Below are 24636 nucleotides of genomic sequence, written 5' to 3'. Positions count from 1 at the left end.
AGCCTGGCGTCGCACCGGACCGAGAACCGGCGTACGGCGCGACACGAGCAGGACATGCCCATGCCCCAGACACTGATCAAGAATGCCACCCTTTTGACGATGTGCGCCCGAAACGGAAGCAAACCGTTGCAAGGCGACATTCTGATCGAGGACGGCCGCATCTCTGCCGTTGGACAGAACCTCGAGGCTGCGCCGGATGCGGCCGTTATCGACGGCCAAAACCGGCTCGTCATGCCGGGCCTCGTCAATGCCCATACCCATTCGAGCGAAACCTTCCTTCGTGGCCGATATGAAGGCATGCCATTAGAGCTCTGGCTTCTCTATGCCTATCCCCTGCTGATGGGCCCTGTCGTCGACGAACGACTTCTCTACCTGCGCAGCCTTCTCCTCGCGATGGAATCGCTGCGCAGCGGCGTCACGACGATGTGCGACGACTTCTTCGATCCGCCTGCGCACGATCTCTCACGGCTGTCAGCCGTCTTCAGTGCCTATGAGGACGCGGGCATCCGCGCCAATGTGTCGAGCGCGGCCATGAACGTGCATACGTTGGATGCCTTGCCCTACGCCCGGGAGGTGATGCCGCTCCATCTCCAGGAGAAGCTCGATTTCGGGCCGCCGATGTCGGCCGAAGCCTATATGGATTATTGCCGTTCCGCCTTTGCGTCGCTGCATGGCAAGGCCGGCCGGCTCAATTTCATGATCGCACCGTCGGCGCCACAACGCTGTACCCCGGACTTGCTGCAAGCCTGCCATGCACTCGCCGTCGACATGGGCGTGCCGTTACACACGCATGTCCTGGAAACCAAGACACAGGCCGTGACCGGCCATGAAGTCTACGACAAGAGCCTGATCGGCTATATGAGCGATCTCGGCGTGCTGTCGCGTAACACGACGATCGCCCATTCCGTCTGGGTGAGCGACAAAGATATCGCGACGATGGGCGAGGCAGGGTGCTCCGTCGCCCACAATGCCATTTCCAACCAGAAGCTCGGCGCCGGCATTGCTCCCATTCGCCGCTTGATGAATGCAGGCATAACCGTTGGCCTCGGCACCGATGGCATGTCGTCGAACGATACGGCGCGCATTTTCGACGTCATGCGGGTGGCCGGGCTGATCCACAGTGTTTCCGGTCCGGATTATGACCAGTGGGTCCGCGCTGACGAGATCCTGACCATGGCGACGATCGGCGGGGCACGCAGTGCCATGCTGGGGAATGTCACCGGTTCGCTCGAAGTCGGCAAGGCCGCAGATCTGCTGATCCTCGATCTCACCACCCTCAGCTTCACCCCGCTCAACGATATCGCCAAGCATCTCGTCTATGCCGAGAACGGTTCTTCCATCGAAACGGTGATGATAGCGGGGCAGATCGTCGTCCATGACGACCGCCTGCAAACGATCGACGAAGCCGCCATACTGGCCGAGATCCGCGAGCTTGTCCCGGCGCACCTTGCCGCGCATGCCGAACTGGAGACACGGAACGCGGTGTTCCACTCCGCCATGGCCGAAATCCATCGGCGTGCCACGTTGAAGGACATCGGCATGAACCGCTATGCCGGAGACTTTTCGGCGGGTGAACCTGCGCAGCAGGCACCATCACAAAAGACCAGATCAGCGCAAGCGCGCGTGTAAATCGCTCGAAATAAGGCAGCAAAATCAATAATTTAGTTGATGAGCCGATGGTACCGCTGGCTAGGATCGAGTCCCACACCCCACGCGGGCAGGACTATCCTGCACTGCTGCGGTGAAGTGCCGCCAGCTAGGCAGCAACCCCACCCAAATAAGCGCTGATGACTGCTTCGTTGCTCGCAAGATCACTCCCTGGTCCCTCAAGCACAACACGCCCAGCCTTGAGCACATAGCCATAGTCGGCGAATTTCAAGGCGACTTTGCTGTTCTGCTCCACAAGCAAGATGGTCACGCCTTCGCGGTTGAGGCGCTGGACGATGTTCATGACTTCCTTGATCAGTTGCGGCGCCAGGCCCATTGACGGCTCATCGAGCAAGAGCACCTTGGGTGCGGCCATGAGGGCTCTGCCGATCGCCAGCATCTGCTGCTCACCTCCCGAGAGGTTCCTTGCATCGCCATTCTGTCTGCGCGCCAAGATGGGGAAGAGCTCAAAAACGTGGTCCAGCCGCCGGCGGCGTTCGACGTCGTCGGCAAGCGTAAACGAGCCGAGGTCAAGGTTCTCCTTGATCGTCATGTCGCCGAAAATACGCCGCCCCTCCGGGACATGGACGAGCCCTCGATGCGGCAGGCGGTGGGCAGGGACCTTGGTTATGTCCTCGCCCAGGAAGCGGACACTTCCCGAGGATGCGGCAACAAGGCCGGACAGCGTGCGCAGCGTGGTGCTCTTGCCCGCACCGTTCGCACCAAGCAGGGCGACGATCTGGCCGCGTTTGACCGAAAGGCTGACGCCATGAAGGGCTTCGATGCCGTCATAGCGCGCGACGATGCGGTCAGCGGAAAGTACGATTTCGGAGTCCATCAATCCTCCGTGCCAAGATAGGCTTCGATGACCCTGGAGTCTGCACGTACGGCCTCCGGCGTGCCATCGGCGATCTTCTGGCCGTGGTCGAACACGACGATCTTCTCCGACACCTGCATGACCAGGCCCATGTCGTGCTCGATCAGCAGGACCGTGACGCCGGTTTCGTCGCGAACGCGACGGATCAGGTGCACAAGGTCCAGCTTCTCGCGCTCGTTCAGGCCGGCGGCAGGTTCGTCCAGCAGGATGAGCTCGGGCGCCGACGCCAAGGCCCTTGCGAGTTCGAGCCGCCGTTGATCGCCATAGGAAAGACCGCCGGCACGGCGATGCGCATGCTGCGCGATGCCGACGAAACCGAGCCAATGCATGCCGGCCGCGCGGATCGCCTCCTCCTCGCGCCGCTGTGCCGGCAAGTGCAGGATCGCCGACACAATGCCGTGGCGGCTGCGGCAATGCTGGCCGGACATGGCGTTTTCCAGAACGGTCATTTCCTTGAACAGCCGGATGTTCTGAAACGTGCGGGCGAGCCCGAGCGCGGTGATGCGATGCGGCGGCAAACCGGTAATCGGCCGACCGCCCAGGCTGATCGAGCCGCCTTTCGGCTTGTAGAAGCCGGTCAGGCAATTGAACAGCGACGTCTTGCCGGCCCCGTTGGGTCCGATGAGGCTGTTGATGACGCCCTTCTCGACCAAGAACGAAATGTCGTGAAGGACCTTCAATCCTCCAAAACAGAGGCGCAGATCGCGGACTTCCAGCAAGGCCATGGTCAAACTCGCTTGTCCGGCCACAGCCCGTTCGGCCTGAAGAGCATGATTGCCAGCAGCGCAACCGCGGTCACCAGTGGACGATAGGTGCCCGCGCCGCGCAGCACCTCCGGAAGCAGGGCCACGAGAACGGCACCAAGGACAACGCCGGGAATGCGGCCCATGCCGCCCAGGACGACGCCAAGCAGGATGAGCAGCGATTGGTTGAAGGTAAAACTCTCAGGCGAGATGGCCGTCATCTTGGCGGCGTAGAGGCATCCGGCCACGGAAGCGATCACCGCGCCCATCATATAGGCTTGCAGCTTGGCCGTGACACGGTTGATGCCGATACCGGCGGCGGCGTCCTCATCATAGCGAACGTAGAACCAGGCTCGTCCCATTCGCGACCGCTCGACGCTCAGGCAGACGAAGGCGGTGAGCAGCGCGAGCACCAGGAACGCATAGTAGAAGTGCTGCACCTGCATTAGCTTGAAGCCGAAGATCTCCGGCCGCTCGATGCCGATGAGGCCGCTGGCGCCACCGGTGATGTCGAGGTTCCGGGCGATGATGCGCACGATCTCACCGAAACCCAGCGTCACGATCGCCAGATAGTCGCTGCGCAGCCTTAAGGTCGGCGCACCGATGATGATGCCGGCCACGCAGGCCGCCGCCATGGCGACAGGGATGGTGAGCCAAAAGTTGAACCCGAATTCCGCGGTCAGGATGCCTGATGTGTAGGCGCCAACCGCGAAGAAAGCGGCGTAGCCGAGATCGAGCAGGCCCGCATAGCCGACGACAATGTTGAGGCCGAGGCACAGAACGACATAGAGCAGCGCCGTGGTTGCCACCTCCGTCACATAGGCGTTGGCGAATTGCGGCAACACCAGCGCGCAGGTGAGCGCCGCCAACCCAGGCAGCACAACGGACCAACGCATCAGTCGCGGTTGCGCGGTGGCCGACATGGTCCTCACTTCGTCGGTCATCACACCCGCTCCACCACCGAGCGGCCAAGAAGGCCGGTCGGCTTGAAAACAAGGAACAGGATCAAGGTCCCGAACACGAAGACGTCACGCCACTCCGAGCCGACGAAGGGCAAGGACGAGCCGAAAGCTTCGAGCAGGCCGAGCAGCAATCCGCCGAGCATAGCGCCCGGCACGCTGCCGATCCCGCCTATGACAGCGGCGGTGAAGGCCTTCAGCCCCATGATGAAGCCCATGAAGAAATGGACACTGCCATAGTAGGCGCCGGCCATCACCCCGCCGCCAGCGGCGAGCGCCGAACCCATGAAGAACGTCAAGGCGATCACCCGGTCGACATCGATGCCCATCAGGCGGCTTGCGCCCATGTCGATGGACACGGCGCGCATCGCCTTGCCGTACATGGTGCGTGAGACAAAGGCCTGCATGCCGGCCATAAGAGCGATGGAGGCGGCCACCAGCACCATCTGCGTGTAGGTGATGTGAACGGTGGAAATATCCACGCCGGCAAAACCGAGGTCTGTGTTGAAGGCATAGTGTCGCCCGCCGGTCAGCGCGAGTGCCGTGCCGTTCAGCACCATCGAGGCACCGAGCGCCGTGATGAGGATGGAGAGGCGCGGCGCATTGCGCATCGGCCGATAGGCGAAGCGCTCGATGACAACGCCGAGCAAGCCAACAGCCAGCATCGACACCAGCAGGGCGCAGACCACGCCTAGCCAACCGTTGCCAACCCATATGCCGACGAAGGAAAACACGATGAGGCCGACGAAGGCGCCGTTCATATAGATGTCGCCATGGGCGAAATTCAGGAGCTTGATGACGCCGAAGACCATGCTGTAGCCAAGCGCGATCAGGGCATAGAACGAGCCGACGATAAGGCCGTTCACCAGTTGCTGAATAAGCAGGTCGAGCGTCATTGATGCTCCAGGTGCAGGATTGAGAGAGTCTTGGCTGGGCGCAGCGTCAGTGCACGCCAGGCAATCGGCAATGAAGCCGAGGCGGCCAGAAGGCCCGCCTCGGCTTCAACCCGTTTCGCCTTATTCGGCTGCCACCCACTTGCCGCCCTTTGCAATCACCGGGCGGAAGTTTGAGGTCTGGAGCGTGTTCTTGTCGGTGAACTTGATTTCACCGGCAAGGCCCTTGAAGTCGCTTGCCTTGAGCGCTTCGATGATTGCCTTTTGATCGGCCGACTTGGCCCGCGTGATGGCGTCGACGATCAGGTCGCCCACATCATGGGAGAGAGCCGCATAGGCGCCGGCGTCGCGGCCATAGGTCTCCTTGTACTTCGCCTTGAAATCGCCGGCGCCAGACAAGAGGTCGACGGTGGGCGGAGACAAGAGGTACACGCCCTCACCGGCCGAGCCGGCGATTTCCAGATATTCCGGCGAATTGTTGCCGTCGCCCAGCACGATGCCGCCCTGGAAACCGGCCTGCCGAAGCTGCTTGGTGAGCAGGGCGCCACCGGCATGGTAGGCGGTCCAGAAGACAGCGTCGGCGCCGCTCGACTTGATCTTGGTGACGACCGCGGAATAATCCTGCTCGCCGGCCGTGGTGGTCTCCTTGGCGGCAATTTCGCCGCCTGCGCTCTTGAAGGCTTCGGCGGTCAGCTTGGCCAGGTCGGACGAGTAGGCATCGCCTTCGTCCACGACCGCGACCTTCTTGTAGCCGTTCTTCTTGAAGAGTTCGACGGCCGTTGTTGCCTGCATGTCGCCGGTTGAATTGGCGAGGAAGGCATTGCCCTGATTGGCGGCGACCAGTTTGGTCGAGTTCGCTCCGATGATGACGAACGGGATGCCGGCGTCACCATAGATCTTCAATGTCGGCAAGACTGCACCCGAGCAGTAGCCGCCGACGATGGCGGTCACGCCCTCCGAGACAAGCTTGCTGCCCGCTGTCACCGCCTGCTGCGGATCGCAGGCATCGTCGGCGGTGGTGGTGGTGATCTTGTCGCCGTTGACGCCGCCTTTGGCGTTGACGGCATCTATCGCCATCTTCACGGCATTCTCCATATCCTGCCCTTCACTGGCCAGTTGGCCAGTCATGGGAGCCACGATGCCGATCTTGATGTCGGCAGCCGCGGCCATCGTGGTCAGAGCCAGCCCGGCAAGGGCGGTGTCACAAGCAAGCCTCTTGGCAAGCCTCTTGAAGGAAACAACCATTAATTCTCTCCATTTCCCCTGTTGGCGCATCCAGGCGGCGTGCCCGAAATGCATTGTTTCGCCCCTCGGTTAGCTGCGGAGCGGTTATGTTGAGCAAGATCACCAGCCGGCCACGCGATTTGTCTCCGGCAAGGACCGACCTGGCAGATCAGTGACTGCCGCCGGAGGCCCGGGCATAGGCTCCCTGATAGCGGTTCTCCCGGATGCTGAGCATGATCTCGGCCTCGCGGGCTTCCTGCGCGCGGACAGCGGCCAGCAAGGCCGCGGCACCGTCGATTGGAAATGCCACGACGCCATCCTCGTCGCCGACGACGATGTCGCCTGGACCGACGACCATGCCGCCTATGCAGACGGGAACATTGATGGCTCCCGGACCATCCTTGTACGGTCCGAGATGGATGGCCGACCGTGCGAAGCATGGAAACGGACTGCGGCCGATGGCACCGGCATCGCGGATGGCGCCGTCGATGACAATGCCTGCGGCGCCGCGCGAGGCCGCGACACTTGTCATGATCTCGCCGACCAGCGCGCGCCCCTCATAGCCACCGCCATCGACGACGATGACATCGCCGGGCTGCAACAGATCGAGCGCACGATGGATGAACTGGTTGTCGCCGGGGCGGGTCCTGACCGTCAGCGCCCTCCCCGCCATGACGCCGCTCACCCGATGAAATGGCCGCAACCCGGCAGCTCCGGGGACACGAGCGAGATTGTCGCTGATCAGTGGCGTCGCAAGAGCGCGGAACGCGTCGATCAGTTCGCTTTCCTGAGGTGCATCTGCCATCTCCCGCTCTCCCACTGTCGGCACTCTTTTGTGAATATAGTATCCAATCACAATTAATTCGGCAGTGTCAACCGACTTGCGGATAGTCCTCTGAAAAAAGCCAAGACTGCCACAAACCGCCGTGTTACGGCCTAGTACGGCCTTCCCGCAGCCATTCATCCGGGCTTGCAATGGCGTCGAAGTTCAAGATAAGTTGGATAACATATCCATAAATGTCGAGAATCGTAAAAGGGATTGGGTCGTGAAGCACGCAGGAAAAGTCGTGATCGTTACCGGGGCGGCACAAGGCCTGGGCCTTGCCTGCGCCGAGCGCTTTCATGCCGATGGCGCCAAGGTTGTGCTTGTCGACGTGCAAGCCGATCGAGGACGCGAGCATGCCGAACGTCTTGGCGAGCGCGCCGTCTGGCTGTCCGCCGACCTTTCCGAAATCAGCAGGGACATGGCCGACGGCATCATTGCCAAGGCCATGGAAAGCTTCGGCGGTGTCGACGTGCTCATCAACAATGCCGGCATCATCCATCTGGACGATTTCGTCGACTTCCCCGAGGAGGCCTTCGACTTGGTTCAGCGCGTGAATCTCAAGGCGCCCTTCCTTCTTGGGCAGGCCGCGGCAAGGGCCATGATCGCGCAGGGGCGCGGCGGCTCGATCATCAACATGTCGTCGATCAACGCCATCCTGGCCATTCCCAATTCCGTCGCCTATGCCGTGTCCAAGGGTGGCATCAAGCAGTTGACGGCGGTGATGGCCGTCGGACTGATCCCGCACAACATCCGCGTCAACGCCATCGGCCCCGGCACCATTCTGACCGACATGGTCAAGAGCTCGGTCATGGCCAGCGAAGCGCAGCGCCAGACCATCCTGTCACGCACGCCAAGCGGTCGATGTGGCGACCCCTCGGAGATCGCCAGCGTCGCTTCCTTCCTGGCCAGCGACGACGCCTCCTACATTGTCGGCCAAACCATCTATCCGGATGGCGGTCGCCTGATCCTGAATTATACGGTGCCGGTGAAGGACTGACCGCCCGTGGTTGCAGGCACGCCCCACATCAGTCTTGCGGGATCAGGCGCGCTGCTGCTCGATGGCGCGCAGGGGGCTTTCAATGATGCCACCCAGGAACTGGTCTGGGCGGTAGCGAATGCCGCGCTGAGCCTCGAGGGGGTGCGAGAGGCCGTTCCCGGCATGAACAACCTGCTGGTGGTATTTGACCCGCTCGCTACGGACGCCCACTGCGTCGGCGGTCAGCTGATGTCGCTCTGGGCCGCCACCGATGCCCACGCGGTGACCGGCACGCATCATACCATTCCCGTTCGCTATGGCGGCACGCGCGGCGAGGATCTCGCCGGCTGGGCCGCACATTGCGGCATGTCTGTCGACGAGACCGTCAGGCGCCACGCGGCGGCCGCCTATACCGTCGCCGCCATCGGCGCCATGCCGGGTTTTCCCTATCTGTCCGGTCTCGACCCGCGGCTTGCCTGGGCAAGGCGCGGCACGCCTCGCCTCAAAGTCGCCGAGGGCGCCGTCATCATCGGTGGCGCGCAGGCGGGTATCATGCCGATGACCGCGCCGTCCGGATGGCACATAATCGGCCATACCGACGTGAAGCTGTTCAAGGCCGAAGCGGAATTGCCCGTGCTGCTCAGGCCCGGAGACAAGATCCGATTCACAATCGCAGGGATCGAGGCATGATCGAGATCCTCACCACCGGCCTGCCGAACACGGTCCAGGATCTCGGCCGGCCCGGTCATCTGGCGCTGGGGGTCAGCCATGGCGGCGCCATGGACGCGCAAGCGCTGGCGATCGCCAATCTCATGCTGGGCAATGATCCCTCGGCTGCCGGGATCGAGGTCGCGCTTCATCCGTTCCGGCTGCGCGCGCATATCGACACCGCCGTCGCCATCACCGGCGCGGATTGCGCCGTCAGCGTCGGCGATCGGCCCTGCCCGCCCTGGTGGGCCATGACGATCCGCGCCGGCGAGACCCTTGTCCTCGAAGTACCGCGTGTAGGCGCTCGCTCTTACATCGCCTTCGCCGGCGGGCTCGATCTGCCGCCCGTCATGGGCTCGCGCGCGACGGATGTGAAGGGTGGCTTCGGCGGGCTCGGCGGACGCGGCCTGTCGCGCGGCGACCGGTTTGCGCTCAACCCTGCGCAATGCCGGCTTCCCGCAGGCGGCGTCGGCGCGGCGCTGGAGGAGCGGCGAGGCGCGGCGGACGGCTTGGCCTCGGCAATCGAATTGCGGGTTCTGCCGGCTGCCGAGTTCGACACCTTCACACCGGAGGCCGAGGCGGCTTTCACTGGCAGCGAATGGAGCATCACCAACGACGCCAACCGCATGGGATATCGCCTTTCCGGAGCGACGCTTTCCCTCCGCTCACCGCTCGAATTGCTCTCGCACGGCATCGTACCGGGCACCGTTCAGGTTCCGCCGTCCGGCCAGCCGATCATCCAGCTTGCCGATGCCAACACTTGCGGCGGCTATCCGAAGATCGCCACCGTGATCGAAGCCGACCTCTGGCGGCTGGCGCAAGCGCCGGTCGGCGCGCGCCTGCGTTTCCTGCCGGTCTCGATCGAAGCTTCGACAGACGCGCTTCGCACAGGCCAGCAGTGGCGTCGCGGCTTCGCCGCCGCCCGGAACCTCATCGTCGGCGAGCAGAGGATCCCATGAAAATTCGCCCTTTCACGATCGAGATTGCCCAGTCTGAAATCGACGATTTGAGGAAGCGCATCTCGAACTGGCGCGAGCCGGACCAATTGCAGGCAATAGGCTGGGCCCAGGGAACGGAATACGAGGAACTGCGGCGACTTATGCTGCACTGGCGCACCGGCTTCGACTGGCGCAAGCAGGAAGCCGCCTGGAACATCCATCCGCACTACCAGACGGATATCGGCGGCCAAACCATCCATTTCATCCATGCGCGCGCGGCTGTGGCGACCAGCAAAACGGTCCTACTCACCCATGGCTGGCCAGGCAGCGTCTTCGAATTTCACAGGCTGATCCCGCTTCTGACCGACCCGCTTTCGCATGGCGGAAGGCAGGAGGATGCCTTCAACGTCGTGGTCCCGTCGATTCCAGGCTATGGCTTTTCAAGCCGGCCGACCAAACCTGGCCTCAACCTGTTCATCGTCGCCGATCTTTGGGCCGAGTTGATGAGCCGTCTCGGCTACGAGCGATATCTCGCCCAGGGAGGGGATCTGGGCGCCAGCGTGTCGACCTGTCTGGCACAAGCGCATCCAGAGAGTCTCGCCGGGGTGCATCTGAACTTCATCCCCGGCTCATACTCACCTCCTCACGATCCAAGCCCGGATGGCGACCTGACCTTGGAAGAACGCGCCTTCCTGGAACGGAAAGCCGGATGGGCGGATCTTCATGGCGCCTATGCTCATATTCAAGCGACGCGCCCGCAAACGCTTGCCTATGGGCTGACGGATTCGCCGGTCGGACTGGCAGCGTGGATGATCGAGAAATTCCATGACTGGAGCGATTGCGATGGCGATCTGGGCAACGCCGCATTTTCGCGCGACGACATGCTCGCCAACATCTCGCTTTACTGGTTCACCCGGACCGTCGCTTCGTCGATGCGACTCTATTGGGAAACGCGCGCCCGCCCGCTTGCATTCGCGCCCGGCACGGCGATCCACGTCCCGCTCGCAGTGGCTTTGTTCCCCAAAGAGCTGCCGATGCCGCCAAGGAGCTGGGTCGAGCGCGTCTTCAAGGACATCCGCCAGTGGACAGCGATGCCGCGCGGTGGTCATTTCGCAGCCCTCGAGCAGCCCGCTTTGCTTGCACAGGATATAAGAGCCTTTGCCGGCGGTCTGGATTTTTAAAGGCAGCGTTTGCGCGCAGCCAAACCCGAAGGCCAGAAATGACCAACACCACGATCACCATCGATGCTTTGCATGAGCGCGTCGATGCGATTTTCCGCAAGGCCGGACTGAACCCCGTCCAGGCCAGTGCCATCACACGAGTCATCGTCGCGGCGGAGCGTGATGCTTGCAAGTCACATGGCGTCTACCGCATCGAAGGCGCCCTGCGAACGATCAAGGCAGGGAAGGTAAACCCAAACGCGGTGCCCGAGTTGTTGCCTCAAGACGCTCCCGCCATCGTCAAAGTGGATGCAAAGCGCGGCTTCGCCAACCCGGCCTTCGAATTGGGCCTGCCGGTGCTGGTCGAGCGGGCACACTCCTGCGGCATTGCCGCGCTCGCGATCAACGATGCGGTGCATTTCTCCGCCCTATGGGTGGAGGTCGAAGCCTTGACGCAGGCCGGCCTGGCCGGCCTGGCCATGTGTCCGAGCTATGCCACAGTAGCTCCGACCGGTGGCAACGGACCGTTGCTGGGCACCAATCCTTTTGCCTTTGGCTGGCCGCGCGACGGACAGCCTTACGTTTTCGACTTCGCGACCTCTGTTGCCGCGCGCGGCGAGATCGAGCTCCACCGCCGGGCAGGCAAATCGCTGCCGGAAGGCTGGGCCATGGATTCTGACGGCAGGCCAACGACCGATCCCGAAGCTGCCCTGGCGGGCGCCATGCTTCCCTTCGGCGGGCACAAGGGCTCCGCCATCGCGACGATGATCGAGCTGCTCGCCGGCATCATGATCGGCGACCTGACCAGCCCCGAAGCGCTCGATCTGCTCGGCACCACGACGCTTTATCCATCGCATGGAGAGCTGATCATCGCTTTCTCGCCACAGGCTTTTTCCGCCGGCCGTCCCGGCAATCCGCTAGGCCGTGCTGAAGCCCTGTTCGAGGCGATCCTTGACCAGGGCGCGCGCCTGCCCTCGCAGCGGCGATTCATTGCCCGAGCAGCATCGGAGAGTGGCGGCATCAGCCTCTCAGCCCAGGAGATCGAACAGCTCGACCGTTTTCTCAAGCAAGGGCTGGACGGCGTTTGAAGTCAATCGTCCGCCTCACTCAGGTTCAGTCATCAAGGGGAATGGAGAAGAAATGCGCTGGTCAAGAACATTCACGGTCGTCGGTTGCCACGCCGAGGGCGAAGTCGGCAAGGTGATCACCGGTGGCGTCATGGACGTGCCCGGCAAGACCATGTTCGAAAAGAAGGAATATCTGCAAGAGCATATGGATGACATACGCGGGCTCGTCCTCTTCGAACCGCGCGGCGCGCCCTACGTCAACGCCAACATCATCCTGCCGCCTTGCGATCGTTCCGCCGACCTCGGCTACGTGATCCTCGAAAGCACCGAATACCCGCCCATGTCGGGCTCCAACACCATCTGCGTCGCCACCGTGGCGCTGGAGACGGGCATGGTGCCGATGAAGGAACCAGAGACGCGGCTGCGCATGGAAGCGCCGGCCGGCATGATCGAGGTGCGCTGCACCTGCGAGAACGGCAAGGTGACGCAGGTGGAGTTCACCAACGTGCCGGCTTTTGCCTTCCACCTCGACACGCCTGTCGAGGTGGAAGGGCTCGGCACGATCACCGTCGACACCTCCTATGGCGGCATGACTTTCGCCCATGTCAATGCGCGCGCACTCGGCTTCACTGTCAAACCCGACGAGGCTCACCAGATGTCGCTGATGGGCCAACGCATCAAGAAGGCGGTCAACGAACAGCTCGAAGTCGTGCATCCGGAGAACCCGAAGATCCGCGACGTTTCCAACGTGATTTTCGAAGGCCCTATCGAGCGCGTCGACGGGCGCGTGGAAAGCGTCAACGGCACGGTGTGCCTGCATGGCAGGCTCGACCGCTCTCCGACAGGCACCGGCACCACCGGGCGGCTCGCGGTGATGTCGGCCAAGGGCCAGATCGCCAAGGGCGAGCTGTTCCGCAACAGGTCGATCATCGGGACCCATTTCGATTCCCGCGTGATCGCCAATGCGCGCGTCGGCGATCGCGACGCCGTCGTGGTCACCATCGCGGGACAGGCCTGGATCACCAGCATCGGCCAATATGGCCTCGACCCGACAGATCCTTATCCACGCGGGCATCGCCTCAGCGATGTCTGGTTCTGAAACGGACGCGGCCGTGCTCAGGCCGCGAATGCTCTGACCCTTACGCCGCTCCCCTCCAGCCGTCTCCTGACATGCGCGGCGATGGCGACGGCCGCCGGCGTGTCGCTGTGGACGCAGATCGAATCGATCGGCGTCTGCAGCATCTGCCCGGAAAGCGTCTCGATGGCGCCTTGCTTGACCATCCGCACGACCCGTTCCGCCGCCTTCTCGGCGTCATGGATGACAGCGCCTTCCAGCTTGCGCGAGACAAGAAAGCCTTCCTCCGTATAGGCGCGGTCGGCGAAGATTTCGGACCTGACGGTCAGGCCCGCATCGCGCGCGATCCTGTCCTGGAAGCCGAGCGCAATGACCAGGCAGATCAGGCCGGGATCGACGGCCTTGACCGCGCGCGTCACGGCTTCGGCGACTCCGCGGTCGGTCTGGGTAAGGTTGCCCAGCGCGCCATGCGCCTTCACATACCGGATCGGGTGGCCGGCATAGGCGGAGAGCGCCTGCGCAGCCCCAATCTGGTAGGCGACCAGCCTTTCAATCTCGCTCGGGGAATGCGGAATGATGCGGCGTCCGAATCCCCACAGATCGGCGAAGCTCGGATGCGCGCCAACGGCGACGCCCTTCTCGCGCGCCATCGAGAACGTGGCCGCCATGATCTCGGGGTCGCCGGCATGAAAGCCGCAGGCCACATTGGCGGAACTGACGATGTCGAGGATCGCCGCATCGTCGCCGAGCCTGTAGGCTCCAAAACCCTCGCCCATGTCGGAATTAATATCGACCTGCAATCCCCTGGCCGCCATGGCGCTTTCCTCAGTGGTTCGAACCATCGCCTTTGCCTTCACACCAGTTCGTAGAGTGGCGTGCCGTAACCGACGACCGCTCCGTCCTCGGCCAGCGCCGCGCCCAGCACGCCGTCTGCCGGCGCCACGATGGCTTTCAGGCATGGGCCGACCTGCAGGACACCGACCGTCTCGCCCTTGCGAACCGTCTGGCCAGGTTCGGCAACCGAGCGGCCGGTCGTTGGATGATCGAGACGGAACACGCCGACACCTGGCGCGCGCACGCCCTTGAAGGCTGTTTCGGCCTTCGGCGCTTCGGCCGCGGGTGTTTCAGCAACAACGGCCTGCATATGCAGGCGCAGCGAAAAGCCGGCCTCCGACAGTTCGATCTCACCGATGCCGGCGCTTGCGCACCAGGCGGTCAGCCTTTCGATCTCCTCAACCGTCATCGCCGCCTCGTCCCTGGAGCAGACCGCCTTCAATGAGACGTTCGAGATGATGGATATCGAAGCCTCCGGCAGCGAAGCCGGGCTCCTCCATCAGGATGCCGTGCAGCGGCGCATTGGTGGCGATGCCGACAGCCTCCATCTCGCCCAGCGCACCGCTCATGCGCCGAATCGCCTCGGCCCGCGTCGCGCCATGTGCCAGCAGCTTGGCCACCAGCGAATCGTAATGCGGCGGCACGGTGTAGCCGGAGTAGAGATGCGATTCGACGCGGATTCCGGGACCACCGGGCGGCGTCCAGCGTTCGACCGGGCCTGGATGCGGCCGAAAGCTGTAGGGATGTTCAGCATTGATGCGGCATTCGACAGCGTGGCCCTGAATGCAGATGTCTTCCTGACTGAACGACAGGGGTTCGCCGCGGGCGATGCGGATCTGCTCGCGCACGATATCGATGCCGGTGACGAGTTCGGTGACGGGATGCTCCACCTGCACGCGGGTGTTCATCTCGATGAAATAGAAGCGCCCGTCCTCGTAGAGGAATTCGAACGTACCGGCACCCGTATAGCCGATGGTCAGGCATGCGCGGGCGCACAGCTCGCCGATCTCGGCGATCGCCTCGCGGGCGATGCCGGGCGCCGGCGCCTCCTCGATGATCTTCTGGTGGCGGCGCTGCATGGAGCAATCGCGCTCGCCGAGCCATACCGCCCTACCATGCTTGTCCGCCAGGATCTGGATCTCGATATGGCGCGGGTGCTCGAGAAATTTTTCCAGATAGACTTGCGGGTTGCCGAAGGCCCGGTCCGCCTCTTTCACCGCTATCGAAACGGCTTCCATCAGGGCGCGCTCCTCGCGCACGATACGCATGCCGCGCCCACCGCCGCCACCCGCCGCCTTGACGATGACCGGATAGCCGATGGCCTCGGCAATGGCGCGCACCACCTGCTCGTCCTGCGGCAGCGCCCCTTCCGAGCCCGCAACGCAGGGGACGCCGGCAGCGATCATCGTGCGCTTGGCGGAGACCTTGTCGCCCATGGTGCGGATCGCCGCCGCGGATGGCCCGACGAAGACGAGGCCGGCGTTTTCAACGGCCCCGGCGAAGGCGGCGTTTTCCGAGAGGAAACCATAGCCCGGATGGATGGCGCCGGCGCCGGTGAGTTGCGCGGCGGTGATGATCTCGGCGATGTTGAGATAGCTCTCCGTCGCGGCGGCCGGCCCGATGCAGATCGCCCTGTCCGCCAGCGCGACATGGCGAAGGCTCGCATCCGCTTCCGAATGCGCCGCCACCGTCTTCAATCCGAGGTCGCGGCAGGCGCGCAGGATGCGCAGCGCAATTTCACCGCGATTGGCGATAAGGACGGTATCGAACATCGCCCTCAGCCCAAATCTTCGAGAACGAACAGCACGTCGCCGGACTGCACGGCGGCATGGTCGTCGAAAGCGATCTGGACGATCCGCCCAGGGCGATCGGATTCCACGACATTGAACGTCTTCATGGCTTCGAGGACGCCGACCGTCTGCCCTTCCACGACCACATCGCCAACCGAAGCGAGCGGCGGTTCGCCTTCGGTGCCGGAACGGTAGAACACGCCGGTCAGCGGCGCGCGGATCGAATGCCGCGCGATGGGCGGAGCCGTCGAAGTCGGATTTGAGGAGACGGCAGGGGCCGCGGCTGACTGCGGCGAAGGCTGCGCGGGCGCCGCCTGCCTGGACATACGGATGCGAACGCCGTCGCGCTCGATCTCCAGTTCGGCAATGGGCGAACGCGAGACAAATTCGATCAGCTTCTGGACGAAGTCGAGATCCATCGCCGGCCCTATCGCAGCGCTTCGACAGCCTCGGCGATACGCCCGATCGCTTTTTCGATCAGGTCCATCGACGTGGCTATGGAAATGCGGAAATGCGGCGACAGGCCGTAGGCAGAGCCCTGCACCACCGCGACCCGCGCCTGATCGAGCAGGTAAAGCGAGAAATCGTCGTCGCTGCCGATAGGAGTGCCGTCCGGGCGGCGACAGTCGATCAAGGCCGAGCAATTGGGATAGAGATAGAAGGCGCCCTCGGGCGTCTGGCAAGTGAGGCCGGGAATGGCGCGCAGCAACTCCAGAGCGCGGTCGCGCCGCGCCTGGAATTCGAGCGCGCGCGGGCGAAGAAAGTCCTGAGGACCTTCCAGTGCGGCGATGGTCGCGGCCTGCGAGATGGATGACGGGTTCGAAGTGCTTTGGCTCTGCACGGTCGCCATGGCGCGGATCAGCGGTTCCGGCCCGCCGGCATAGCCGATCCGCCAGCCGGTCATGGCGTAGGCCTTCGACACGCCGTTGACCGTCAGCGTGCGGTCCTTCAGCCGCGGCTCGACGCCTGCAATGGTATGGAAGGCGCGCCCGTCGAACAGGATATGCTCGTAGATGTCATCGGTCAGCACATGGACATGCGGGTGATCGAGCAGCACCCCGGCCAGGCCGGCAAGTTCGTCGCGGCTGTAGACGGCGCCTGTCGGGTTGGAAGGCGTGTTGAGCAACAGCCATTTCGTGCGCCCGGTGATCGCGGCCCGCAGGGCTTGCGGTGTCAGCTTGAAGCCTTCCGCCTCCGTACAGGGAACGACTATGGGCTTGCCTTCACCGAGCAGGACGATGTCGGTGTAGGAAACCCAATAGGGCGCGGGGACCACCACCTCGTCACCGGGGGCCAGCGTTGCCAGCAGGGCGTTGTAGATGATCTGCTTGGCGCCACCCGCGACGCTGATTTGCGAAGGCTTGTAGTCGAGGCCGTTCTCGCGCCTGAATTTCCCAGCCACCGCCTTCTTCAGTGCGGCGGTGCCGTCGACCGCCGTATAGCGCGTCTCCCCCCTGCGCATCGCTTCGTAGGCCGCCTCGACGATGTGCGGCGGCGTCGGAAAATCCGGCTCGCCGGCGCTCAGGCTGATGACGTCGATGCCGGCCGAGCGCATTTCGATTGCCCGCGCGGTGACCGCCATGCTGGGGCTTGGCTTGATGACGTCGAGACGGGGAGCGATGAGGCCCACGGAACAATCCTCGGCATGCCTGATATTTGGTACAAATTGGATAATGTATTCTGATTTTCGCGTCAAACCCCTTTTTCTGCATCGAAGACCGGGTTATGTCTCACTTTGAAGGCGGGTCGACAGAGGAAAGTATCCAATCCTTCGCCGCCACGGATGACATTCGAGATAGGGAACACGGTCGGAATGAGCGCAAACTATGATGTGGTGATCGTCGGTGGAGGCGTTGTCGGCAGCTCGATCGCCTACTTCCTGTCAGCCAATCCGGATTTCGGTGGCAGGATCGCGGTGATCGAGCGGGACCCCTATTACACGGCGTCCTCGTCTTCCCTGTCGACCAGCGCCATCCGCCAGCAGTTCGGCACGGCGCCGAACATCGCCATGTCGAAGTTCAGCATCGACTTCCTGCGCCAGGTAAAGACCCGGCTTGCCATTGGCGACGAGTTGGCGGACATCGGGCTGCATGAGTCCGGTTATCTCATACTGGCGACGCCCGAGCGGGCCGACGCGCAGCGCGCCAAGAACAGGGTTCAGCGCGGCATGGGCGTCGACGCGGAACTGATCGAGCAGGTCGATCTGTCGCGACGCTTCCCCTGGCTCAACACGGACGATCTCGCGCTCGGCTCGCTCGGCCTTGGCAGCGAAGGCTGGTTCGACGGCCCTGGCCTGATGCAGGCATTCCGCCGCAAGGCGCGCACGCAGGGCGTGGACTATCTTGCCGCGACGGTGACCGGACTGACCATGGCGTCTTCCCAAAAGGTCGGCGAAGTGGTGCTCGACAATGGCGACCGGCTTGCCGCCGGCACGGTGATCAACGCGGCCGGACCATGGAGCGCGGGCATTGCCAGGATGGCCGGCGCCGAGCTGCCGGTTGTCCCGAGCAAGCGCTGCGTCTTCGTCTTCGAAACGCCGGCAAGGATCGAAAACTGCCCCTTCGTCTTCGACACGAGCGGCTTCTGGCTGCGGCCGGAAGGTCAGCTCTTCCTGTGCGGTATTCCGCCGGTGCGCGAGAACGACCCAGACGATTTTGGCCTGGATGTGGACTACGACCTGTTCGACGAGTTGATCTGGCCGGCGCTGGCCCATCGTGTGCCCGGCCTCGAACAATTGCGGATGCTGCGCGCCTGGGCGGGACTCTACGAGTACAACACCTTCGACCACAGCGGCATCATCGGTCGGCATCCCGAGGTCTCGAATTTTGTCCTGGCCACCGGCTTCAGCGGCCACGGCATGATGCATGCGGCGGCGACCGGGTCGGGTGTCAGCGATCTCATTGCCTACGGCGAGTACCGCTCTGTCGACCTGTCCGCCTTCCGCTACGAACGGATCGCTGGCAATCAGCCCATCGAGGAACATGTCTACTGAAGCGAAACTGGCGACATGGCATCGCAGTGACAACGGTGCTATGCGTCCACTTCTTCAATCAAAACGGCGCCAGTCAACAAACAAGGCGGCCGCCCCAGGCTGATTCATGCTCGTACAGAAGAAAACCATCTCGACCCAGGTCGCCGATGCCATCAGGCAGAAGATCCTGATCGGCGAATACGAGGCCAACTTCCAGTTGCGGCAGGAGCATCTGGCCACCGAGTTCGGCGTCAGCCGGATTCCGGTACGAGAGGCGCTGCATCAGCTTCATTCGGAAGGCTTCGTTACGCTGGTTTCCCACAAGGGCGCCGTCGTCACCTCCATTTCCCTGGACGAGATCCTCGAGCTCTACGAATTGCGAGCCCGGATCGAGACATGGCTACTGGCCCTTGCCATTCCAAGGATGACGGAGGCCGACCTGGCGCTGGCCCGGGAACGGGCAAAACAGCACCAGGAGCAGGGCAAGACAGGTGAGTACTCGAACCAGCTCAACTGGAACTTCCACGCCGCGCTCTACGCGCCGTCCGGCCGCAAGGCGACGATCGAACTGGTGGGGCGCATCTACCAGCAGTTGGAACGCTACACGCGCATGATGGTGACGCTCACCGAGATCCAGGCCCAGTCCGACCGCGACCACTGGCAACTCATCGACCTGTGCGAAGCCAAGGACACGCTGCGCGCCGTCGGCCTTTTGGAAATGCATATCATCACCAGCGGCAAATTCCTGGTAGACCGGCTTCAGGAATTGCGGGGCAGCTGACGGACCAGCCGTCCCGCTCGATCTTCATCGGCTTTCCCTTCACGCGATTGGTTCATTTGCCGGGCAGATTGGTCGCCCGCGTCAGAAGGATCACGCCCGCCTTGTCGGCTGTGTCGTAGTAGGTGAAGCCGGTGCGGTTTTCCCGGCGCCCGCGCATCAGCACGGCAAGTCCGTCGGTTTTCGCCTTGGTTTCGGCTGCGTCCGCGTCACGGACCTCGAAGCCGATATGGAAGACGCCTTCACCCTTTGTATCGAGATGAATCCGCTGTGGTGAAGGATCGCGGTTCGGCTGGCACAGTTGCAGCTGAACGTTCGGCAGGTTGCAAATCCGGTATTGCATCGCCTTGAAACCCTCGAGGCTTGGGACCTGGAGTTCTTCGTATTCGGCCAGCGGCGGATAGGACTCCCATGGCCCGATGCCGATGGAGTCATAGTAGGCCTGCGCCTTGTCGATATCGTGCACGACGATGCAGATGTGATGCAGCTTGTCGAAGTTACCCATTTTCTCACTCCTTGATCGGAACCGTATAGTTCAGCACGCGGCGCCCTCCGTCGGGGTAGATCGTCTCGCCGGTGATGTAGGAAGCGTCGTCGCTGGCCAGGAATGCCACGACCGAGGCGATCTCGGCTGCCGTGCCGAGGCGCCCGAGCGGTGTGCGCGAAAGAACCGCCCGTCGCATTTCTTCCGAATCGATGAATGTCCCGTCCATGACCATGTCCGTGGCGATGGTGCCCGGGCCGACACCGACCACACGGATGCCGTGGGGAGCGAAGGCGACGGCCGCGGTGCTGGTGACCTGGTTCATGCCGCCCTTGGAGATCGCGTAGGTGGCGACGCGCGGGTTGGCGAGGCCCGAATTGATCGACGACATGTTGATGATGACGCCGCCTCCACCCTGCGCGATCATCTGGCGGGCTGCGGCCTGGGTACCCATGAACGCGCCCTTCAGGTTGACGGCGAGAACCCTGTCGTAGTCCGCCTCGCTGATGTCGAGAAAGTCTTGAACCGGAGCGATGCCGGCATTGTTGACCATGATGTCGACATGGCCGAACTTAGCCACCGCCGCCGCAACCAGCGCATCGACCTGGGTCTTCTTGCTGACATCCGTAACGACTGCCAGGACGCTATCGGAGGTGCCGATTTCCGCGGCACATGTCTTCAGCTCCGCGGCATCGATGTCGCCGAGCACGAGCTTCGCGCCTTCGGCCAGAAAGCGTTCCGCGCAAGCACGTCCGATGCCGCGCGCCGCGCCTGTGACAACAGCCACCTTGCCTGCCTGTCTCATGTCCAGTTCCTTCGTCATTTTGAGCAGACCACCGCTCCGGGGAGCGGTGTGCCGAGCTTGGCCACGGATAAGGATAATTCTCCCACCGAAGCCTAGCCTAGCGGATAACGAAGGGATTGGCGGTCTTGCCGGCCGTGTCTATCCACACCGTCTTGGTCTGCAGATAGGAATTGATGGCCTCCTGCCCGCTTTCGCGCCCGATGCCGCTCCTCTTGTAGCCGCCGAAGGGCGCCATATAGGAGACGGCGCGGTATGAATTGATCCAGACCATGCCCGCTTCCATTGCGGCCGCGCCGCGCAGCGCCCGGCCCATGTCGCTGGTCCATATCCCCGCCGCCAATCCGTAGGGGCTGTCATTGGCAATGGCGAAGGCCTCGTCCTCGTCGTCGAAAGGAATGACGGACAGGATCGGCCCGAACACCTCTTCACGCGCGATCCGCATGGTGTTGTTCACGCCGGTGAAGATGGTGGGCTCGACGAACCAGCCCTCGCCCAGTTCGCCGGGCGTCGGCTTGCCGCCGCCCAGCACGCACAGCGCACCCTCGCGGCGCGCGATGCCGAGATAGGACAGCACCTTCTCGCGCTGGGCTTGCGTGGTGATCGGCCCCACCTGCGTCTCGGGCAGCGCCGGATTGCCCAGTCGAGCGCTGGCCGCCAGCGTTATGACGCCCTCCACGAACCGATCGTGGATTTTGCGATGCACCAGCAGGCGTGAGCCGGCGATGCAGGTCTGGCCGCTGGCCGCGAAAATGCCTGATATCGCGCCGTTGACCGCGCTCTCGATATTGGCGTCGTCGAAGACGATGTTGGCCGATTTGCCGCCCAGTTCCAGCGTGACGACTTTAAGCTGTTCGGCAGCCGCGCGGTAAACGGCGATGCCGCCGGGCTCACCGCCGGTAAAGGCGATCTTGGCGACGTCGGGGTGTGCAACGAGCGGCACGCCAACATCGAGCGGCATGCCGGTAACGGTGTTGACCACACCGGGGGGAAAGCCCGCCTGCGCAAACAGTTTCACGAACTCCAGCGTCGAGGCCGAGGCGTGTTCCGACGGCTTGATGACGACAGTGTTGCCTGCCGCCAGCAGCGGCGCGAGCTTCCATGTCAGTAGCAGAAGCGGCGAGTTCCACGGCACGATTGCCGCGATGACACCCAGCGGCTCGTGGCGGGTGAACGCGAACATGCCAGCCTTGTCAATCGGCAGCACCGCCCCTTCGATCTTGTCGGCAAGACCGCCGAAATAGCGGAACCATTCCGGGATGTAGCGCAGCTGCGCCGTCATTTCGGTGAGCAGCTTGCCATTGTCGCGCGTCTCGATGGCGGCAATGCGCTCCGCGTTCTCGGCAATCAGATCGGCCAGCCGCACAAGCAGCTTGCCGCGTGCGGTCGGCGTGATGCCGGCCCATTCCTTCGACCGGAAAGCCGCCTTGGCGGACGCCACGGCAGCGTCCACCTGGCCCGCTCCCCCGCGCGGGATCAACGCCCATGGCCTGCCGGTGAACGGATCATGGCTCTCGAATGTATCGGCGGTCGATTGCAGCCGACCGCCGACCGTGTTCTGGAAACTGACCAGCGCCATATCGACCTCAACAGGTGGCAAAGCCCAAATGGGCGCGAAAGCGGTTCTTGACCTCGACCGCGTCGCGCGGCGGCAGCGAGCGCGGCAGGTTCTCGGCGGTGATTTTCAGCACGAAAAGGCGTGGGCCCTCAGCCGGTCGACGCAGCTCTTCACACAACCTGTCGACCTCCTCCAGCGAACGCAACTCGGCGCTTTTCGAAAAACCGCAGGCGGCCGCGACCTTGTCGAAACCAATGCCCTTGCCGGTATGGCTGGACTGCATGCCGGTCTCGCCGAAATGCTGGTTATCGAGCACGATCAGGTCGAGATTTTTTGGCCGCGCCACCGAGATCGTCGCCAGCGAACCGAACGCCATGAGCTGTTCGCCATCTCCGGTAATCACCATGACCCGCTTGTCGGGCTGGGCCTGGGCAAGCCCGAGGCCGATCAGCGCAGCGCCGCCCATGGCGCCCCAGAGATAGTAGTTGTCGTTGCGGTCACCGGCGGCATGCACGTCGTAGCTCGGCGAGCCGAGACCGGTCACGACCAACGCGCCATCGCGGGCGTCAAGCAGCTTCTTCACCGCAACCCGGCGGTCCATCGTCGGTAAATTCATGTCGCTCACCACTTCTTCTTACCGAGCAGCCGCTGCCCGATCAGCACGGCAATCTGCTGGTCGGCGTCGAAGGCCATCAGGGCTGCTTGCGCCACCGTCTCCACGAGGTCGGGGCCGGTCTCGGCACGCAGCACCCTGAGGCCGATCGCCTTCAGCGAGGCTTCCGTCGCCTGTCCCATCGGCACCTGCCATGGGTTGAATTCGGCCCATTCGCCCCGCATCGTCACCAGGACGAGCAAGGGAAAGCGCGCCTGCACGGGAAGCGACAGCATGTTGATGCAATTGCCGACACCGGAGGATTGCATGAGCACGACGCTCCGCTTGCCGCTCAGCCAGGAGCCGGCGGCGATGGCGATGCCCTCCTCCTCCGTCGTCAGCACGTTGGTGACGACCTCGGGATCCTCACTGAAAAGGCGGATCAATGTGGTGTGGCCGGCATCGGGCACATAGGACATGTGGCTGATGCCGGCGGCCTTGAGCACGTCATAGACCTGATCCGGCCACTGCCTTTCAGACGCCGCCGGAGCGGCTGCAAGTGCTGCTGCTTCCGGATGTTTTGCTTCTACGCTCGCCGTCACCTTGGACCCCGGGAATTTGGATTGGAACCAGGTTACCTCGGCTATCCGATCTAATCTTCGTCTCTTTCTTGTGTTCAGATATAATGATATTTGATAGCCCATGGAGTTGTCGCAGCTACGCACCCTGATCCACGTCGCCGAACTCGGCAGCCTCAGCAAGGCTGCCGACCGGCTGCACATCGCGCAGCCGGCGCTCAGCCGGCAGGTGCGCATGCTGGAGGAGGAATTGGGCTTTGCCCTTTTCCTGCGCCACGGACGCGGCATGGTGCTGTCCGAGCAAGGCAAGGAGGTGCTGACGCACGCCATGCGCGTGATGGCCGAGATCGACGAGATCCGCGCCACGGCCACGCCCGCCGATGCGCCGCTGACCGGCGAAGTGGCCATCGGCCTGCCACCCACCGTTGCGGACATTATTTCATTGCCGCTGGCTGCCGCCTTCGGCAAGGCCCACCCCAAGGCGAAACTCAGACTTGTCAGCGCCTACACAGGCTATTTGCTGGACTGGATGCACCGCGGCGAGGTGGACGTCGCGGTGCTCTATGACCCGCGCATGGCACGTTCACTGCGCTCGCGCCCCCTGCTCCTGGAAAACCTCTTCCTGATCGGACCGCCAGACGCGGGGTTTTCAACCGTGCGCGCCGTAACGTTCGCCTCGCTCGCCGGCAAGCGCCTGCTGCTGCCCAGCATCAAGCACGGGCTGCGCATTATCGTCGAACGCTGCGCCACGGATGCCGGCATCACGCTCGATGTCGGCATCGAAGCGGACTCGTACTCGGCGCTGAAGGACCTGGTGCGCAACGGCCATGGCTGGACGATCCTGCCGCTCGCTCCTATCCATGCCGACGTGACCGCGGGGCTGCTCACCGCCGCGCCGTTGATCGATCCCGTGCCCGTGCGCCGCCTGATCCTCGCGTACCCGGCAGACCGGCCTGCCTCGCGGCTGGCGCGGTTTGCCGGACAAGCGATTGAGGACATCGCCAAGGATCTTGTCGGGCGAGCCGTCTGGGTTGGCCAGCTTCTCGGTCCTCCGCCATAAGCATTCGAATTCCGTTATATCTGCTCACGCCCGCCTTGCATTGCTGACAGGATATGGAGGCGCGATAGTGAGGCCCGCAGCAAGACGAAAAGCCGG

The 24636-nt window shown here is 63.3% G+C and carries 26 protein-coding genes; 10 read left to right on the top strand and 16 right to left on the bottom strand.

The window, feature by feature from the left end; genetic code table 11:
• Window positions 1-60: 60 nt before the first annotated feature.
• Window positions 61-1629 carry an amidohydrolase family protein gene (locus ACFOJ9_RS04950; protein WP_378977239.1) on the top strand — a complete coding sequence of 523 codons (1569 nt, stop codon included), beginning with the start codon at window positions 61-63 and terminating at the stop codon, window positions 1627-1629.
• 127 nt (window positions 1630-1756) lie between these two features.
• Here the strand turns inward: ACFOJ9_RS04950 and ACFOJ9_RS04945 are convergent, their stop codons facing one another.
• The 6 genes from ACFOJ9_RS04945 to ACFOJ9_RS04920 form a co-directional block, all read right to left on the bottom strand.
• A complete protein-coding gene (locus tag ACFOJ9_RS04945; protein WP_378977237.1) occupies window positions 1757-2485 on the bottom strand; it encodes an ABC transporter ATP-binding protein in 729 nt (242 codons plus the stop codon).
• Entirely contained in the window at window positions 2485-3249 is a 765-nt protein-coding gene (locus ACFOJ9_RS04940) for an ABC transporter ATP-binding protein (protein ID WP_378977235.1), read from the bottom strand. The genes ACFOJ9_RS04945 and ACFOJ9_RS04940 overlap by 1 nt, the downstream gene beginning before the upstream one ends.
• A 2-nt stretch (window positions 3250-3251) precedes the next feature.
• Window positions 3252-4211 carry a branched-chain amino acid ABC transporter permease gene (locus ACFOJ9_RS04935; protein ID WP_378977233.1) on the bottom strand — a complete coding sequence of 320 codons (960 nt, stop codon included), beginning with the start codon at window positions 4209-4211 and terminating at the stop codon, window positions 3252-3254.
• Window positions 4211-5122, bottom strand: a complete 912-nt coding sequence (locus tag ACFOJ9_RS04930) for a branched-chain amino acid ABC transporter permease (RefSeq protein ID WP_378977231.1) — start codon at window positions 5120-5122, stop codon at window positions 4211-4213. Before ACFOJ9_RS04930 ends, ACFOJ9_RS04935 begins: the two co-directional genes overlap by 1 nt.
• A gap of 120 nt (window positions 5123-5242) precedes the next feature.
• Window positions 5243-6364: a branched-chain amino acid ABC transporter substrate-binding protein gene (locus ACFOJ9_RS04925; RefSeq protein ID WP_378977229.1), complete on the bottom strand. Its 1122-nt coding sequence runs from the start codon at window positions 6362-6364 to the stop codon at window positions 5243-5245.
• Between the two features lie 148 nt (window positions 6365-6512).
• Entirely contained in the window at window positions 6513-7148 is a 636-nt protein-coding gene (locus tag ACFOJ9_RS04920; protein WP_378977227.1) for an RraA family protein, read from the bottom strand.
• Between the two features lie 241 nt (window positions 7149-7389).
• Between ACFOJ9_RS04920 and ACFOJ9_RS04915 the strand changes: the two genes are divergently transcribed.
• Genes ACFOJ9_RS04915 through ACFOJ9_RS04890 form a run of 6 tightly spaced genes read left to right on the top strand, consistent with a single transcriptional unit; the run spans window position 7390 to window position 13117 of the window.
• Window positions 7390-8166 (top strand): SDR family NAD(P)-dependent oxidoreductase, encoded by a 777-nt coding sequence (locus ACFOJ9_RS04915; RefSeq protein ID WP_378977225.1) that lies wholly within the window; start codon window positions 7390-7392, stop codon window positions 8164-8166.
• A 6-nt stretch (window positions 8167-8172) separates the two neighbouring features.
• The gene (gene pxpB / locus ACFOJ9_RS04910) at window positions 8173-8835 is read left to right on the top strand and encodes a 5-oxoprolinase subunit PxpB (protein WP_378977223.1); all 663 of its coding nucleotides are present in this window, start codon (window positions 8173-8175) and stop codon (window positions 8833-8835) included.
• On the top strand, window positions 8832-9812 hold the full coding sequence (locus ACFOJ9_RS04905; RefSeq protein WP_378977221.1) for a 5-oxoprolinase subunit C family protein: 981 nt from the start codon (window positions 8832-8834) through the stop codon (window positions 9810-9812). The genes pxpB and ACFOJ9_RS04905 overlap by 4 nt, the downstream gene beginning before the upstream one ends.
• The gene (locus ACFOJ9_RS04900) at window positions 9809-10972 is read left to right on the top strand and encodes an epoxide hydrolase family protein (protein ID WP_378977219.1); all 1164 of its coding nucleotides are present in this window, start codon (window positions 9809-9811) and stop codon (window positions 10970-10972) included. The genes ACFOJ9_RS04905 and ACFOJ9_RS04900 overlap by 4 nt, the downstream gene beginning before the upstream one ends.
• Before the next feature lie 38 nt (window positions 10973-11010).
• Window positions 11011-12039 (top strand): Ldh family oxidoreductase, encoded by a 1029-nt coding sequence (locus ACFOJ9_RS04895; protein ID WP_378987563.1) that lies wholly within the window; start codon window positions 11011-11013, stop codon window positions 12037-12039.
• A gap of 52 nt (window positions 12040-12091) precedes the next feature.
• Window positions 12092-13117: a proline racemase family protein gene (locus tag ACFOJ9_RS04890; protein WP_378977217.1), complete on the top strand. Its 1026-nt coding sequence runs from the start codon at window positions 12092-12094 to the stop codon at window positions 13115-13117.
• A 17-nt stretch (window positions 13118-13134) separates the two neighbouring features.
• Here the strand turns inward: ACFOJ9_RS04890 and ACFOJ9_RS04885 are convergent, their stop codons facing one another.
• From ACFOJ9_RS04885 to ACFOJ9_RS04865, 5 genes are read right to left on the bottom strand one after another with little or no spacing between them, the layout of a single operon-like run.
• Entirely contained in the window at window positions 13135-13908 is a 774-nt protein-coding gene (locus ACFOJ9_RS04885) for a LamB/YcsF family protein (protein WP_378987560.1), read from the bottom strand.
• Window positions 13909-13946: 38 nt separating this feature from the next.
• On the bottom strand, window positions 13947-14336 hold the full coding sequence (locus ACFOJ9_RS04880; RefSeq protein WP_378977215.1) for an acetyl-CoA carboxylase biotin carboxyl carrier protein: 390 nt from the start codon (window positions 14334-14336) through the stop codon (window positions 13947-13949).
• Entirely contained in the window at window positions 14326-15699 is a 1374-nt protein-coding gene (gene accC / locus ACFOJ9_RS04875; protein ID WP_378977213.1) for an acetyl-CoA carboxylase biotin carboxylase subunit, read from the bottom strand. The genes ACFOJ9_RS04880 and accC overlap by 11 nt, the downstream gene beginning before the upstream one ends.
• 5 nt (window positions 15700-15704) lie before the next feature.
• Window positions 15705-16136 carry an acetyl-CoA carboxylase biotin carboxyl carrier protein gene (locus tag ACFOJ9_RS04870; RefSeq protein WP_378977211.1) on the bottom strand — a complete coding sequence of 144 codons (432 nt, stop codon included), beginning with the start codon at window positions 16134-16136 and terminating at the stop codon, window positions 15705-15707.
• 8 nt (window positions 16137-16144) lie between these two features.
• The gene (locus tag ACFOJ9_RS04865; protein ID WP_378977209.1) at window positions 16145-17347 is read right to left on the bottom strand and encodes a pyridoxal phosphate-dependent aminotransferase; all 1203 of its coding nucleotides are present in this window, start codon (window positions 17345-17347) and stop codon (window positions 16145-16147) included.
• Window positions 17348-17530: 183 nt separating this feature from the next.
• On the opposite strand from ACFOJ9_RS04865, the gene ACFOJ9_RS04860 reads away from it, so the two are divergent.
• Together ACFOJ9_RS04860 and ACFOJ9_RS04855 are read left to right on the top strand one after the other, a co-directional pair.
• Window positions 17531-18709, top strand: coding sequence for an NAD(P)/FAD-dependent oxidoreductase (locus tag ACFOJ9_RS04860; RefSeq protein ID WP_378977207.1), 1179 nt, complete (start codon window positions 17531-17533; stop codon window positions 18707-18709).
• A 106-nt stretch (window positions 18710-18815) separates the two neighbouring features.
• Window positions 18816-19469 (top strand): GntR family transcriptional regulator, encoded by a 654-nt coding sequence (locus ACFOJ9_RS04855; protein WP_027167548.1) that lies wholly within the window; start codon window positions 18816-18818, stop codon window positions 19467-19469.
• Between the two features lie 52 nt (window positions 19470-19521).
• Here the strand turns inward: ACFOJ9_RS04855 and ACFOJ9_RS04850 are convergent, their stop codons facing one another.
• The 5 genes from ACFOJ9_RS04850 to ACFOJ9_RS04830 all read right to left on the bottom strand — a co-directional run bounded on the left by ACFOJ9_RS04850 (window position 19522) and on the right by ACFOJ9_RS04830 (window position 23504).
• Entirely contained in the window at window positions 19522-19971 is a 450-nt protein-coding gene (locus tag ACFOJ9_RS04850) for a VOC family protein (RefSeq protein WP_378977204.1), read from the bottom strand.
• Window positions 19972-19975: 4 nt separating this feature from the next.
• Window positions 19976-20755 carry an SDR family NAD(P)-dependent oxidoreductase gene (locus ACFOJ9_RS04845; RefSeq protein WP_378977202.1) on the bottom strand — a complete coding sequence of 260 codons (780 nt, stop codon included), beginning with the start codon at window positions 20753-20755 and terminating at the stop codon, window positions 19976-19978.
• Between the two features lie 97 nt (window positions 20756-20852).
• A complete protein-coding gene (locus ACFOJ9_RS04840) occupies window positions 20853-22331 on the bottom strand; it encodes an aldehyde dehydrogenase (protein WP_378977200.1) in 1479 nt (492 codons plus the stop codon).
• A gap of 7 nt (window positions 22332-22338) precedes the next feature.
• Window positions 22339-22926, bottom strand: a complete 588-nt coding sequence (locus ACFOJ9_RS04835; RefSeq protein WP_378987557.1) for a thiamine pyrophosphate-dependent enzyme — start codon at window positions 22924-22926, stop codon at window positions 22339-22341.
• Between the two features lie 5 nt (window positions 22927-22931).
• A complete protein-coding gene (locus ACFOJ9_RS04830; RefSeq protein ID WP_378977199.1) occupies window positions 22932-23504 on the bottom strand; it encodes a thiamine pyrophosphate-binding protein in 573 nt (190 codons plus the stop codon).
• A gap of 100 nt (window positions 23505-23604) precedes the next feature.
• On the opposite strand from ACFOJ9_RS04830, the gene ACFOJ9_RS04825 reads away from it, so the two are divergent.
• Window positions 23605-24540, top strand: a complete 936-nt coding sequence (locus ACFOJ9_RS04825; RefSeq protein ID WP_378977197.1) for a LysR family transcriptional regulator — start codon at window positions 23605-23607, stop codon at window positions 24538-24540.
• Window positions 24541-24636 lie beyond the last annotated feature (96 nt).

This window comes from Mesorhizobium cantuariense (genome assembly GCF_042647205.1).
In the GTDB taxonomy this organism is placed as follows: domain Bacteria; phylum Pseudomonadota; class Alphaproteobacteria; order Rhizobiales; family Rhizobiaceae; genus Mesorhizobium; species Mesorhizobium cantuariense.
This window is presented reverse-complemented; position numbering and strand designations above follow the sequence as displayed.

What these genes read in the sequence shown, in the direction of transcription:
- ACFOJ9_RS04950 (WP_378977239.1), top strand. Translation starts at nt 61, where the DNA reads ATGCCCCAGACACTGATCAAGAATGCCACCCTTTTGACGATGTGCGCC.
- ACFOJ9_RS04945 (WP_378977237.1), bottom strand. Translation starts at nt 2,485, where the DNA reads ATGGACTCCGAAATCGTACTTTCCGCTGACCGCATCGTCGCGCGCTAT.
- ACFOJ9_RS04940 (WP_378977235.1), bottom strand. Translation starts at nt 3,249, where the DNA reads ATGGCCTTGCTGGAAGTCCGCGATCTGCGCCTCTGTTTTGGAGGATTG.
- ACFOJ9_RS04935 (WP_378977233.1), bottom strand. Translation starts at nt 4,211, where the DNA reads ATGACCGACGAAGTGAGGACCATGTCGGCCACCGCGCAACCGCGACTG.
- ACFOJ9_RS04930 (WP_378977231.1), bottom strand. Translation starts at nt 5,122, where the DNA reads ATGACGCTCGACCTGCTTATTCAGCAACTGGTGAACGGCCTTATCGTC.
- ACFOJ9_RS04925 (WP_378977229.1), bottom strand. Translation starts at nt 6,364, where the DNA reads ATGGTTGTTTCCTTCAAGAGGCTTGCCAAGAGGCTTGCTTGTGACACC.
- ACFOJ9_RS04920 (WP_378977227.1), bottom strand. Translation starts at nt 7,148, where the DNA reads ATGGCAGATGCACCTCAGGAAAGCGAACTGATCGACGCGTTCCGCGCT.
- ACFOJ9_RS04905 (WP_378977221.1), top strand. Translation starts at nt 8,832, where the DNA reads ATGATCGAGATCCTCACCACCGGCCTGCCGAACACGGTCCAGGATCTC.
- ACFOJ9_RS04900 (WP_378977219.1), top strand. Translation starts at nt 9,809, where the DNA reads ATGAAAATTCGCCCTTTCACGATCGAGATTGCCCAGTCTGAAATCGAC.
- ACFOJ9_RS04895 (WP_378987563.1), top strand. Translation starts at nt 11,011, where the DNA reads ATGACCAACACCACGATCACCATCGATGCTTTGCATGAGCGCGTCGAT.
- ACFOJ9_RS04890 (WP_378977217.1), top strand. Translation starts at nt 12,092, where the DNA reads ATGCGCTGGTCAAGAACATTCACGGTCGTCGGTTGCCACGCCGAGGGC.
- ACFOJ9_RS04885 (WP_378987560.1), bottom strand. Translation starts at nt 13,908, where the DNA reads ATGGCGGCCAGGGGATTGCAGGTCGATATTAATTCCGACATGGGCGAG.
- ACFOJ9_RS04880 (WP_378977215.1), bottom strand. Translation starts at nt 14,336, where the DNA reads ATGACGGTTGAGGAGATCGAAAGGCTGACCGCCTGGTGCGCAAGCGCC.
- accC (WP_378977213.1), bottom strand. Translation starts at nt 15,699, where the DNA reads ATGTTCGATACCGTCCTTATCGCCAATCGCGGTGAAATTGCGCTGCGC.
- ACFOJ9_RS04870 (WP_378977211.1), bottom strand. Translation starts at nt 16,136, where the DNA reads ATGGATCTCGACTTCGTCCAGAAGCTGATCGAATTTGTCTCGCGTTCG.
- ACFOJ9_RS04860 (WP_378977207.1), top strand. Translation starts at nt 17,531, where the DNA reads ATGAGCGCAAACTATGATGTGGTGATCGTCGGTGGAGGCGTTGTCGGC.
- ACFOJ9_RS04855 (WP_027167548.1), top strand. Translation starts at nt 18,816, where the DNA reads ATGCTCGTACAGAAGAAAACCATCTCGACCCAGGTCGCCGATGCCATC.
- ACFOJ9_RS04850 (WP_378977204.1), bottom strand. Translation starts at nt 19,971, where the DNA reads ATGGGTAACTTCGACAAGCTGCATCACATCTGCATCGTCGTGCACGAT.
- ACFOJ9_RS04845 (WP_378977202.1), bottom strand. Translation starts at nt 20,755, where the DNA reads ATGAGACAGGCAGGCAAGGTGGCTGTTGTCACAGGCGCGGCGCGCGGC.
- ACFOJ9_RS04840 (WP_378977200.1), bottom strand. Translation starts at nt 22,331, where the DNA reads ATGGCGCTGGTCAGTTTCCAGAACACGGTCGGCGGTCGGCTGCAATCG.
- ACFOJ9_RS04835 (WP_378987557.1), bottom strand. Translation starts at nt 22,926, where the DNA reads ATGAATTTACCGACGATGGACCGCCGGGTTGCGGTGAAGAAGCTGCTT.
- ACFOJ9_RS04825 (WP_378977197.1), top strand. Translation starts at nt 23,605, where the DNA reads ATGGAGTTGTCGCAGCTACGCACCCTGATCCACGTCGCCGAACTCGGC.